Source organism: Pandoraea anapnoica (assembly GCF_902459765.1).
GTDB lineage: Bacteria > Pseudomonadota > Gammaproteobacteria > Burkholderiales > Burkholderiaceae > Pandoraea > Pandoraea anapnoica.
In genome coordinates, this window is record NZ_CABPSP010000020.1 from 1 (window position 1) to 12987 (window position 12987).

10 protein-coding genes and 1 pseudogene are annotated in these 12987 nt (G+C 56.3%); 4 read left to right on the forward strand and 7 right to left on the reverse strand.

Going from position 1 to position 12987, the window contains the following annotated elements; translation table 11 throughout:
- The 4 genes from PAN31117_RS25045 to PAN31117_RS25060 form a co-directional block, all read left to right on the forward strand.
- The coding region (locus PAN31117_RS25045; protein ID WP_150740577.1) for an autotransporter outer membrane beta-barrel domain-containing protein at positions 1-528 on the forward strand (528 nt) is incomplete at its 5' end.
- A gap of 177 nt (positions 529-705) precedes the next feature.
- Positions 706-1299, forward strand: a complete 594-nt coding sequence (locus PAN31117_RS25050; RefSeq protein WP_150740578.1) for a hypothetical protein — start codon at positions 706-708, stop codon at positions 1297-1299.
- A 232-nt stretch (positions 1300-1531) separates the two neighbouring features.
- Positions 1532-1828, forward strand: coding sequence for a hypothetical protein (locus tag PAN31117_RS25055; protein WP_150740579.1), 297 nt, complete (start codon positions 1532-1534; stop codon positions 1826-1828).
- 40 nt (positions 1829-1868) lie between these two features.
- Positions 1869-2696, forward strand: coding sequence for a methyltransferase domain-containing protein (locus PAN31117_RS25060; protein ID WP_150740647.1), 828 nt, complete (start codon positions 1869-1871; stop codon positions 2694-2696).
- A 119-nt stretch (positions 2697-2815) separates the two neighbouring features.
- Here PAN31117_RS25060 and PAN31117_RS25065 read toward each other — a convergent pair whose 3' ends face one another.
- From PAN31117_RS25065 to PAN31117_RS25095, 7 genes and pseudogenes are all read right to left on the reverse strand, one after another.
- Positions 2816-4219: a sodium:solute symporter family protein gene (locus PAN31117_RS25065; RefSeq protein ID WP_150740580.1), complete on the reverse strand. Its 1404-nt coding sequence runs from the start codon at positions 4217-4219 to the stop codon at positions 2816-2818.
- A 44-nt stretch (positions 4220-4263) separates the two neighbouring features.
- Positions 4264-4449 (reverse strand): DUF3311 domain-containing protein, encoded by a 186-nt coding sequence (locus tag PAN31117_RS27855; RefSeq protein WP_150740581.1) that lies wholly within the window; start codon positions 4447-4449, stop codon positions 4264-4266.
- A gap of 367 nt (positions 4450-4816) precedes the next feature.
- Positions 4817-5572, reverse strand: a pseudogene (locus PAN31117_RS27600) (autotransporter domain-containing protein); the annotation flags it as partial.
- Positions 5464-8031: an autotransporter-associated beta strand repeat-containing protein gene (locus tag PAN31117_RS27765; protein ID WP_150740583.1), complete on the reverse strand. Its 2568-nt coding sequence runs from the start codon at positions 8029-8031 to the stop codon at positions 5464-5466. The pseudogene PAN31117_RS27600 and the gene PAN31117_RS27765, both read right to left, overlap by 109 nt.
- A 772-nt stretch (positions 8032-8803) precedes the next feature.
- Positions 8804-8986 (reverse strand): hypothetical protein, encoded by a 183-nt coding sequence (locus tag PAN31117_RS25085; RefSeq protein ID WP_150740584.1) that lies wholly within the window; start codon positions 8984-8986, stop codon positions 8804-8806.
- 1244 nt (positions 8987-10230) lie between these two features.
- Positions 10231-11259, reverse strand: a complete 1029-nt coding sequence (locus PAN31117_RS25090) for an AraC family transcriptional regulator (protein WP_150740585.1) — start codon at positions 11257-11259, stop codon at positions 10231-10233.
- A 352-nt stretch (positions 11260-11611) separates the two neighbouring features.
- Entirely contained in the window at positions 11612-12949 is a 1338-nt protein-coding gene (locus PAN31117_RS25095) for a toxin-antitoxin system YwqK family antitoxin (RefSeq protein ID WP_150740586.1), read from the reverse strand.
- Between the last annotated feature and the right edge of the window lie 38 nt (positions 12950-12987).

Sequence of the window (12987 nt, forward strand, 5' to 3'; positions counted from 1 at the left end):
AGTGACCTGAAGTCGTGGGCAACCCATACGGGTCTTGCCGATGGTCGCAAAGCCATGGGGGTTGCCACGAGTATCGAGGCTGGCCAGCGTGTGGCGATCGATCAGAACTGGTCGGTGACGCCGCAGGCGCAACTGATGTGGTCGTCGATCGATGCTCGCGCGTTCCAGGATGCTTGGGGAAGTGACGTGAGCATGCACGGGAGCAATAGCCTGATTGGACGACTGGGGGTGGCGGCGAACTACACGAACTCGTGGAAGGACAGTCAGGGGCGCTCCATGAACGCGTCGTTCTACGGGATTTTGAACGTCTATCAGGAGATGCTCGGCGGGTCGTCGGTGAATGTGGCGGGTGTGGACTTTGACACGAGGACTGACAGAACGTGGATGGGCGCGGGCGTGGGAGGCTCGTATTCGTGGGCGGATAACAAGTACACGGTGTACGGTGAGAGTTCGGTGAACACGTCGGTCAATCACTTTGGTGGTAACTACAACGTGAAGGCCAATCTCGGATTCAGAATGAAGTTCTAACCACCAAGGGGTTGCGACCAAACAAACAGGCTCTCAGCTAACGCTGCGAGCCTGTTTGGCTATGCAGGAGGATGATCGCTGATGCGTGTATGGAACACAAATATGCAGTTAGATCGATAGCCTTCGCACGTGTGCTCTACGCCTGCAGAGCGAAATACAACTGAGAAAAAATACAACATGAAAACTCCAGACTCCGGCAAGCATGACCATGCTACGGAACGTTGGATCATGGACCAACTAAAGGTCCACATCTCTGGAGTTTGCGACTCCTGGATTCTGCATATCCTGGCATCTTGCACCGATGGGGGGATATTTGAGGCCCTTGAAGGTTCGCACGAGTTTATCGACGCGCTTCACGGGGTGAGTGACGCTGTTTGTCCGCCGAGCGTGAGGAATGATGATCGGTTTGCGAAGTACCTTGAACAGATGGTCGAGAGAGGCATACGTGAGGGCGACAGATACTACCTAATGAGTTCTCTCGCCGGACTCGATAAGAAGCTCAATCGCGATCACTTCTTTTCCATCGTGACTTGCGCTAGGCCTTCGATGCTCAATGCGGTGAAGGGTGCCCTGAGCCTGTTGGGTATTCCCGATGAACTCCTAATGATTGAGCCAATCAAGTACCAGGACTATGTGCAACGTAACGTCAATGGTCGCATAGACGACATTGCCGTCTTAGAAGCCACGCTCCAGGTGCTTGATGGAAGCAATTTTCCTTCGAAATATATCGATCAAATTCGAAGTGCTTTGGTCGAGCGACGTGACGCCTAAGGAGGGCGACCATCGACCAAAGCTGCTCGTCTTGCAACTCAACGATATGCTTCGGTGCCCGAACCGGTTCGCGAAAGCGACGCGAGAATGCGCTCACCGAATTGTGTGTGACGCTAGAGGGCTGCGCTGCAGGAATGATTGCATGCGGCGGGGACGATGTACGAGCATTAATGGTCCGCGCCTTGTGCTTACCAGACAAGAAGCCCGCTATGCGCACTAGTTCGATCTGGGCGTGGCTACCGTGCTCGGGGGGCGGCGACGATATCGCACCTTGTGCGAAAGCGCGATGAGACTCGAATTGCAGATTGTCGAGCTTGATCTGACGGTGAACCGTTATTGCGTCGTCAGCATGTTCTCCTCGATCTCATTTGTGTTAGCGCTCGTTTCCGCCACAGCGAACTCTTTTCTCGACGAGACGCGGCATCGGATTGGCGACCTTATAATCACTCCGGTCGCTGTTTCTGCCATTTTTCCTTCAAAAGTAGAGCTATCCGACGAGGACGTCATTTTCGATGAGGGAGGCATTTGATGACTATGCGCTCAAGCTCGGGATTGCGGGTACCGCAAGAATGACGTCCCAAGCGGAAGTCTACCTAAGAGATTTTCATCGGCGTCGGGCCGGAGCGACGCGCCGGGCTTTTGGCAATCAGCCTGCGTGGTCTACGGAGGCAGAATACCTATCGTCCTATCATGCATTGGTAAAGCGGGTCCCGAATGATGGGGCGTCGCGCGCTGTGCTCGATCTGGCATGTGGTGATGGGCCACTGCTGAAAATTCTGAGCGATAGGGGCCATGCAGGAACCAAGTTGATCGGTGTCGACATGAGCGATAGCGAGTTAAGCGCGGCCCGCGCAGCGTTGCCGCAGGATGTGTGGTTGATAAATGGGCGCGCACAGGAGTTGCCGCTCGATACCGGTTCAGTGGACTACGTGCTATCGCACATGGCTCTGATGTTGATGGACGACATAGTGCAGGTAATCCGTGAAATTCGCCGGGTATTGCGTAAAGGAGGTACCTTTTCAGCTGTCGTCGGGCGAACCTTTCTGACCGGGGAAGTCGGGAAAGTCTTTCTAGACATACTCAGACCGATTGCGATGGCGAACCTTGCACATTTGCCACTCGGTGATGCTCGTACACGCAGCGAAGCCGGCTGGAGTCAACTACTCCGGCACGGTTTCGCAAGTGTCGTGTTCGAAGAGATTGAAGTTGACTGGACGCCTACACCGGAGCGGTTTTGGTCGGACATGTTGGACACTTATGATACTGACAGGATGTCCGCGACCACGCGCTCACAGTTCAAGGGCGAACTATTTTCGGCGTTTGCCGCGATTCAACGTGAAGATGGAACGCTAAAAACGGGATGGGGATTACGTCTTATTCAGGCCAGCGCTGCTTAGCGGCCAGCTTCAATCAATAGAGGTTACTAACAACAATGGCCGGTTTCCCGGCCTTTGTTGTTCCAGAATGTTGCTGCGCAGGTACTGCGTGGCGGCCATCGGATGACCTTGGGGCGGTGCTAAAACGTTCGCCGTTGCACGAGAGCGGCTCGTCCTCGCCGGCGTGTAAAGGCGTGGAGAGCACATACGACGGCGACGTTGAGCCCTAGTGAAATGGCGCCTATGTTGACGCCTGCGAAAGTCCAGTTGAGTGCGACACCGGTCACAGCAAAGGCCAAACTGCATACCACGCCGGATATGAGGGCGGTGGGCAAGACCCTGATCCCGAGCAACGCGACCGCGACGGTCGGAACAAACTGAGTGGCACCTACATAGGTGATGTTGACCAATCGGATCATGACCGGCGTAGCAATCGGCAACAGTGCTACGACTACCACCAGAAACAAGGTGATGGTAAGTCGCGCCATTCTGGTCTGGCGGGCTACGGGGAGCGAAGGTACGACGTTGCGGACCACAATTGGGGCGATCGCAAGGCAGGTTCCGGCAAGGACGAACATGCTGGTCAGTGCCGTCGCAGCGGCGACGAGACCGAGCGCCCATGCGGGCAGGGTTTGCAGTGCGGTAACGAGGAATGTATCGCTTGGGGTGACTGCCAATGCCGGGCGCGACGCCGCGTAGTAAGCCGCAGCGATGAGAAATGGAAACAGTAGCATGTACAGCGGCATGAAGATGTGCGCCCGGCGCAATGCAACGGGATCTTTGGCGCTGAATATCGCTTGTGGCGCCAACGGTATTAGATACAGGCCCAACGCCTGAAAGACAATGGTGCTGATTGCGAAGTTGATTTCTTCGTCAGTTAGCGTAGCGCGAATACGTATGCCACCCGCATCGAACAGAGGACCGACGCCTCCGGCAGCGGTTACAGCAGAAATTCCCGTAGCGACAATTACTATCAGCAATAATAGGTCCTTGAGCATCGCGATACGTGACGATGAGCGCATCCCTGCAATGATGACAAACAGAAATGCGAGGGCTGTGGCGAAGGCAATAACGACGATCGGTGGGAGGTTCAACCCAAGTGCCCTTACTGCGATGATGAGACCGATGAGCTGTAGTTGTCCCCAGGGGACGAGAAACGCTATCGATCCAATGGCAACGACGAGCTCGAAGGTGCGACTCTGAAAGTAGCCCTTGATCAGGTCGGGCAGGGTGATGGCCTCGTACTGCTTGCCCATACGCCAAAGGTGCGGCAGCAGGAAGTATCCAATCGGATACGCGAGCAGAAGGTAGCCTATATACCAAACGCCGTATGCAGCGCCGTTACTGTATACGCCGGCCGAAAAACCGATGAGCGTTCCGATGCCGTAAGATTCGGCGGCGGCAAGACAGAACACGGCAATGGTCGTGAGTTGGCGCGATGCAACAAAGAAGTCGAGCGGCGATTGATTTCGTCGGCCTCGACCGGCGGCGATCGCCAGGGTCGTAGCGAAAGCAATCAAAAGTGAAAAAACGACTGGTGCCATGGTGCCGTCGATCCTTCGTTATCAAACGACGTAGAGAGGCGAGTCTAGTGATGCTTTGCGTCGAACAGACGCCAACAAGTGTATAGACACAGTGAAGTGAGCGGGATGCAACCGATCAGCCAGATGAAGATCAAGGGGACGCCGCCTATGAGCTCACCGGATTTGGCCAACCAACGCAGTGGCAGAAGTACGAGCGCGTAGGGCACGACAAAGCCGATCAGATATCGCATGCATGCCTTTCAAGAGAACGTGGATGGTGCTTGATATTTGAATCTTAAGCTAAACGAAATTGAAAAGCATAAAACGAAGAGGTTGTGTTGTTAATTGAAACAACAAAGGCCGGAATGCCGGCCTTTTTTGTAATTGCGGACGTTGACTCGGTGCGGCGCGCCGTGCCGGAGAACTTGTGATGATCGGCGTGCTACCCAATACGCGAATGTGGACCGAATTCGGTGCTACAGACATCCGATGTGCCTGCCCGGACAAGAACTTCAGCTGACGCTCACTTGAAAAGTGCAGGGTCCCATTGACTGAATTTCGCCGTGCGGAAAGACGGAATTTTCGGCGGTGCCAATGTGGAAACCCAAGACGTTCGTCCTACCACGTCCATCTCATTCCCACGTTGCCGAGAATCATTCGCTGACGGGCCCCGCCCAGATTGAAGATCGTGCCGACGTTCGCGTACATGCCAAGTCTCGCCCCCATTTTTATCCACTGGCCGAGCTCCACTTGCCCGGCAGTGGCACGTACTTGCGTCGTGATCGAGGTCCCATCAAAGCTTGCCATGTCATTGCCGCCGAAAGTACGCAGGACATTGAGCCGCAGCCAAGTTTGCGCCCGTGCCGCCCCAATCGGGTACGCGGCCGCAAGGCGTACTCCCAGGCGCGCGGCCCCGGAGTTGGAGGGTGACAGGTTCACGTCCGAAGCGCTATCGCTGAAGTTGTTGATGGATGCGTGCTGGTAGACGAGTTGGGTTTGGGGTTCAATGGTCCAGGCGGTGTTGGCCGTCGACATCGGCAGCCTCAGAGGCAGACCCGCCTCGAAGGACACCAAGGCGGTGCCGCCATGCGTCGACACCATCATGCCATCGACGGAGTTGGGTTTGGCGTCCACGCCTCCTCCCATGACCACTGCATCGGCATACCACCCTCCCGGCCCGATATGTGTCCAGTAAAGGCCTGCACTATAGGTGTCAACCGCGAGGTGCCCGACAGGGGCGCCCGCGAACCCATTCGCGAATCCTGTCACGTCGCCGGTCGCTCGAGCAATCCCGAACAACGCGCCGATATGGTCACGATGGCCGCTCTCGCGCACGTGCGTGTACAAGTCTTGCCCAACCTGGAAGCCGAACGAGTTGCCATCGAACCTTGGAGAAACGGTGCCGTCTTGCGCAAAATCGCTCTTGCCCCCCAAACACGCGCCCAGCTTGCACTCAGCGCACCCTGCCCCTCATGCAGAAGGGCCTGTTCGCCCTGCCTTTGGTGGAAGCTCTCCGCCTGAAGCAGGCCGAGCATTCGCACGACGCTAGGAATCTCCGCATAGAGAGCAACCTCTGGTCGATACAACACGGTCGGGTCGGTACCGGGCATGGGGGGATCGGGCAATTCTGGTGTCCCTTCGGCCAATGTCGGGCCAATGACAGGGGCATCTGGCCCGTTTGTGGGCGCCGGCGTCGGCGCGATTGTATTTCGCAAATACCAGTTCTGCGAAGTTCCCGGGCTCACACCGCCCTGAGCCAGGAAATACGAATATGCTCCGGCCTTGATCAGTCCCCCCTTGAGCGAAAACGCACCCGCCGTGGTCGTCGCGCCATTGATAGCCTGGATCACCTTGATACCGTCCTGCACCGTCTGGGCACCCGGCCCACCAGCATTCGTGACAGCAAGCGTGGTGGTGCCGCTCGCCGTACCGCCCTGGATCAACAACAGATCAGATGGCGCACCATCCCCGGCGAGATAACTGTTGGTGGCCAGCGTGCCTCCATTGCCGACGTAGCTCGTCACGCCGAGCGTGTTGCCGGTAGTCTTGGTGTTGCTCGATCCGACCTGGACAAGCCCGGAGTTAGTGAGTGTGCCGTTGATCGCGAACGTGCCAGCGTTCTGCCCGGTGAATGCGGTCATCGCATTAGCGACGGCTACCGTGCCGTTGTTGGTCACGTTGCCCGTGATCGTGCCATAGCCGCCGAGGGTCGCCCCGCTTGCGATGATCACGGGACCTCCTCCGGAGATCGCGGCGGAAGAATGACTTGGGTCCCCCACTGCGAGCGTACCTGCAAGTACTGTCGTGCCGCCGCTGTAGGAGCTCACACCATCAAGCTCCAGGGTGCCGCTGCCTTTCTTGGCCAAGCCACCGGGCCCCGTGATCGGCTGCGTGATCGTTGTTTTGAAGCCTTGCGTGTCGATAACTCCGCCGTTCGCCTCCAGCGTAATGAGGCGAGATCCAGCGAGGTCGAACGAAGTGCCGAACTGTAGCGCTCCACCATTGAAACTTACGCCGCCCGAGGTTGCGCCGAGCGCGGCGTCGGTGCTGAAGTTCAGGATGCCCTGTGAAATTAGCGTACCACCTGAGTAGGTGTTGCCAACAGTGGTCGATGGCGCGAGTGTGAGTGTCGCAGCACCGGACTTTTCGATGCGGCCGGAGCCGGCGATATTGCCCGTATAAGTGCCATCAGTCGTCTGGGAAAATCTCACTAGGCCGTCGTCGCTTATTGTCGGTGGCAAGTTCTGCGAGCTGCCTTGCAAGACACCCACGACGCCGACAGACATTTTGCCTGCGTACTTAGTGTTGTCGCCCGAGAGAATCAATGTGCCGCCCTGCACTTCCGTCATTGTGATGCCGCTCATTGTGTCGGATAACGTCCAGGTGCCACTGTCCTGTTTGATGAGAGTCTGGAAATTCTTGAATGCGCCGGCCGACATCGTGTCGCTTCCCAATCCGTTAAGCGTTACAAGGTTTCTCCCTCCACCGCCGTTGATTGAGCCGGAGATCGAAGATTCGGTAAACAGATGCAGTACGTCGTCGCCACCGGCGAAAACGAGATTCCCGATGACCTGTCCCTGATTAGTAAAGATCACCGCGCCATTGCCCGAACTCCCGATTACGTTGCCGGGCGCTGCTATCACGCCATCGGAGAAGTTGTTGACGTAGTTGGTTCCGACCGTGTTCTCGAACCAGATCGCTGCTGCGTGTGTTGCTTGAATGGTGCCGTGGTTATTGATCTCGACATTTGCGCCTTCTGGGTTGATCGTCTCGGCATTCCCTTGGGTGCCGTTGGACAGCACTGTTGCCCCATTGGCGACATTGACGGTGCTGTTTGCACCGACATCGATGGTGTTGGCTCCCGTGCTATACAGGCCGCTGTTCTTGACGGCGCTATTCTGGATGAGGGCACCGGAGGAAATATTGATTGTGGCATTCGCGCCGACCGAGATTGCGGAGGCATCTCCGACAATCACCCGTGCGTTTGTCCCAACATCGACCGTTGCTCCGGACGGCGTAGTGGGGCCGGTTTGGATTGTGCTCGTGTAGGGAGTGGAGACGTTTGGATCGCATAGAGTCGTCGTGCCGGACGTTGTGCAAGTTGCCTGCGCCGAATGGGACGCCAGAGACAACGACGTGATCACGCCTAGGCAGATCAGCTTGACGGGATGCGGTGCGAGCAGCGTGCTTGGAGCGACGCTGACGGGCAGCGTCGGCGCAATTCCACCGTCATGGATGCATAGCGCTCGCGCGATTGACTCGTGTTCGCGCCGGCCCTGAACCATAGCGCCAACGATACGCTTTCCTCTCAACCATTGCTGAAAACTGTGCATTCCGATCCCCCGTTACCGCACCTCGTGCGGTCAGTCCCGCGTTGTGCTTCGTCGAGTTCTTGGTGCTATCCAAATTTCGCCATGGGCCACGTCTGCATCCCCGAGGGGTGTTTCTGCTAATCCCCAGGAATCCATGTAGGAAACAGCTGTGTAGATGCGGCCTCTGTTCGAGCGTTTTCGAAACCGTCAGGTCGTCACTCTGTCTGCAGGTGTGTGCAACAACGCCCCGCAATGGCATTCCAATGTCGATTCGCAGCCCGGTCTTGCAAGTTGATGAAAACGCGTCAAGCGCTTGATCATTGTGGCAGCGTCTATATGCTGCTTCTTTGAAGAAGGCCTCATCGGCTTTTGATATTCAGGTGCAGATTTCGGAGATGTTGCGAAAGGGCTATTAATGCTGACAGTGACACGATGTCCGCCTAGCACCGTCGAGAGCGGGCAATCGGGCAGCGGGTTCCTGCAGGAGCGGGACTGAGGGGCCTTGTAGTTTTGATACGAAGGTTGCTCCGATGCTCTGGGGAGCACCACAGCCGGTGAGGTCCGCAGTAAGGCTGCGGAGCGACTTAGTCAATGGGTATCCGGGCGGGCCGCGGAGACAGGAAGAAATGCGGTGGCTCACCAAAACTCGATCGACTGAGTTCGTCATCTTCATCAGCATGAAGAGCCGTACTCGTCCGAGATGCTAGGACGATGGTTTCGCGTGCAGGATGCCGAGTTGTGGAGATGAGACCAGGCGGCCGATGTCAGCCAACATCAGTGTCCGCGCGCTTGCTCAGCTAAAGTAACCAAGCAGCAAGTCTCGATAAGCAATGCCCGAGTCGATGAACTTTTGAGGCAGGTGCAGTGCCAGCCATCCCGAGATCAACTGGTCACTCGATTGCACAAAGACTTCGGCGGCTGCTTCCGGATTTGGGTGTGTCGAGATCAATGCCACTAGTAGCGCGAGATTCACCATTTGCCTGGACTCAAGATGGCGAAGCCGCTTGGGGTCACACTCAACGATCGAAGTCCTTATTGTCATTGTTCATGGTCTGGTTCGATCCTGCAGTTGACGGCGGGGTTGATCGGTTGCGGCGTAGCCGAAACGCCCGGAATTCGGAGTGACGAAGCGAGCATAGCTTTCGATCTAGCCCACGCGGTGATTGCGGTGCATGAGCGCGATCGGGGCGGTCATGTTTTCAAAATGAGATGCTCGAAATTCAAAAGGCCTGACGATCCACGCGCCGCAACCCTGCGTTTTGACGTTCTCTCTCACGCGTACGTGAACGTCATCCGTACGGCGGCTATGTAGCAACGGGCACGCCGGGAAACGCTGGAAATTCCGTTATCCCGCATTAGCCGAAAGCTATGAGCCAAAATGGCGCGCGCTCAGTTCCATATTCCGAGGGCAGGGAGGCGCACATGGCAATTTTGTCAACTGCGTGCCCCCAAAAATGGAGAGGCTATGAACGAGTGTCTGGATAAGTAGGCAAAAAGGATGCCGTCCGCGTTAGGACGGCATCCTCAACCCACAGCGGAGGAGACATGACACGACCAACCGCGGACCGGGTCCCCCGAGCAAGACCGTGATTGGGTCAGTTTCAGAATATGCGAATGCACGCGTTCGTGGAGACTCAGCACCTTCGGCGAGATTCATTCATGCGGAAACTCAACATAAAAGGCGAACTTTGCAATGGCAACCGTAGCACTAATGCGACTTTTCGCGCGATCTCGTGTGGCTCGCGTTTTACGAGGGCGAATCTGCTCGCTGACATTTCGTCGAAAACGTCAACTGCGACGGCGTTGCCTGATGCCGTTCTGCACCTGAAACGGTGTGCGAGCAAATCACCCCGATCGCCATGGCGGGCTACGTCCGCTATTTCGTATGACCGCCCAACTTCGGGCGAATTGAAAGCGTTGTTCCTAACGGAAGTGGCGCAGGCTCTATGCGCCAAGTGGCCGAGACGCGGGGGCGGGGAGGTGCGCAGCGATACAAGCCGTGGGTGTCGGCGTCTGCGCCTTAAAGCCAAGGCTCACAGCAGTCGATTCCGGACTCGTTGTGGGATGTGCTGCATCGCAAGATAGTGCTTGCGGACGCTTCCAGTTCGCTCACTGCTGCGATCACATTCGACGATCTCACAACCAAGGCACATGAAAAACGCGCTATGGGGTGCGGCTTGAGTCATAAGGTTGTAGTTGTGTTCGGCTGCCAAAGCAACTTCATGCAATTTCCGGCAGCATATACGACCTCTCTACGCGCCCGTAGTGACGTATGATTTGTCTTAGACTCGGGGGTGCGGTGTTCGCATGATGTGCTTCGCGAGCTTCGATTGGGGAGTGTCCGAACTTGCGTCGGAAAGCCTTATAGAAGTGTTGAGGGCTCGAAAAACCACATTGATAGGCCACTTGGGATATCGGCAGGCCCTTTTGTTTTATAAGAAGCGCCAGGGCTGCATCAAGCCGGGTGTTCCGAATCACTCGGGCGATACCGTCGGCACCGTCCATTGCGCGATAAAGCCCGGTCCTAGACATATTGAACCGCGCCATAATGGTTTCAGGCGTTAGGTCAGTGCCAGCAAGTTTTTGGCGGATGTACGCGTGGATCTGGGGGCGCATTGTGTCTGCGTAAGCTGCTTCCTCCTCGGGGGACATGACCAACGCATTGCCGGTCCCCGCCTTCATAAGCCGTCCAACGACATCAAGTGCCAGGGACGCGTCTGCCGCGTTCAAATCAAGCGCCACATCCCAAAGCGTTTTCAAGTAGTCCGCGAGAAGACGGGTCGTTGGCTGCTCCCGTCGCAGGACGACACCGTTCAGATCAGACCGCCCCAATAGTCGCTCCAGGCATATGCGATCGACCACGATAGTTAGCGTGCGACCTTGGACAACCGGTGTGATACAAGCGCGGGCGATGTCTTGAATTAATAGGTCGCCGTATCGAAGCTCGATCGCAGAAGTACCGAAACGTCCCATCAAACCGTGGCCACAGATGAGTTGGAGTAACAGTACGTCGGCGTCGGCCTTTCTCGCCTTTGCTTCTGAACGGAAGAAAATTTGGTCGGAGAAGCGTGTATTAAGAAGCATTAGCTCGCCAGTCGAACGGATCCGACATTCCCCGTCCAAGGCTGAGACAGTGGAGGAGGGCGGTAGGCCAATCTCAAATAGAGGGCTCATGGCTTCGCGCCAATAGTCGACCTTATCTGCGGCATCGACGAGCGTGGTCGTCAGCACGATCTCTTTCGTCGTCATCTGTCATATCCGTCAGATTTGAATGTGCTGCGTCGTCATCGCTGCGTTATTGACTTCTATTAGGACGGCGGATGGGTGAGGCACGACGCGTTTCATGATAATGAGAACATTGTTTTCGTCAACTAGGATTGACGAGTGCCTTGACTCTTCGCCCCAAGTCATTGTTTCGGCGTTGCGTGGCACTTAGCGCATGGCGGTAAGGCCTTGGGGTGCGGGGCGATAGTAGTCATCAGGGCAGGAAGATCTCGGGACAAAAAATGAAGAGCACGTGCGAAAAAAGAATGCTCCAAAAAATTAGGCAGAAGGGGCGCATCGCGCTCCTTCTGCCTATATGCGCGCGAAACGAAACGCCTTAGCTCGGCCGCTTGCCCGATTTGCACCAGGCCTCCCACTCGTTCAATTGGTCCATTGAGACTAATGCGTCACCACCCTTCTCCCGTCGATACGCAGCAGTCCATGCCGCCACGCACGCATCTTCGGCTGAGGAGGCCTTCGGCAAGCCTGAGCTCGCAATAGTCGAGCTTCTGGCTGACGCGGTGTGGCCGACCTCGCGGTAACAGGCGTTACGCATCTCAATGATCTGAGAATCCATGATCGCCAAATTGTCCGGCATGCCGCTGTTGCGCCGGAGCATGGCCTTCTTGTTAGCAATGCAGTCATCAATGGCGGCGCTCGCATGCTCGTACGCTTGGCGGGCTTGTGATTGTTCCGTGGGGTTTGGATGGTTACCAGCGCGGCAATTGCTGCGCCACGAGTCCTTCTGCTCCTCCGTGGCTGGTGTGGTGCCGGTCAGAATCCCCTTTGCCATCTGTTTGGATGTCTGAATGCTCTGATCGGCCTCGTCCCATTCGCGAACACAGTCATCGACCGATTTCCCATCCGTGCCGACCTCTATCCCGTTGGCATACAAAGTTTCCCCTGTCAGTGAGCCAGTGGCATCCCACGACTTGAAAGGGCCATTCAAACGTCCGCCGACATAAGTCGCGCGCAGGATCATTTGTTTGCCGTCGGGCGTGTACTGTACCAATTCCCCTTCGTATTGACCGTTAACAATTGAAACGCGCTTGATGAGCTCGCCCGAGTTGGCGTCAAACCCTTCTTCAGTGCCAGAGAGCACGCCGCTCACCCACGGATATGTGTGTACAAGCTTATGGGTGCTCCATCCATAGATCTTTTGCGTGCCATTGGGCAGGCCATTGTCGAACTTGACTTCAGTTAGCGGGCCATTGCCTGGTCCGCCATTCAGCGTCAGCTTTCCGTCCAACGCCCCACGATTGAAAGACGACTCGATCATGACCGTCTCAGACTGCGGCGCCTTGCAAACGAATTTCCCATCCAACATGCCGTCGCTCACTTGAGCGTCGCACAACGAGTCAAACATGACAGACTGCGCGCCTCCCATGTTTCCGGCAAGGGTCATGCCGGTAACGCGAGCCGCTTTGACGAATCCGTCCTGCTTCAGTAGCAGGGCGTTTTCAGGAATGTTGGTGAGCTTGCCGGTGAAGGGCTTGTTAGCGCCTACAGCGTAGGCCTTTCCGTTAACGATTTCCGCGTTGCGAAAATCGAGGGTTCTGTCGGAGCAGGCGGCGAGCCATATGAACGGGAGGATACTCACCGTCGCGATGCTTAGCCGCCAAAGCCTAGCGGTCTTCGTGTTTACCTGGTCTTTAAAGTCTGTGATGGATTTCATAATTTTTGGGGGATGTTTGTTGACGTAAGAAATTCACT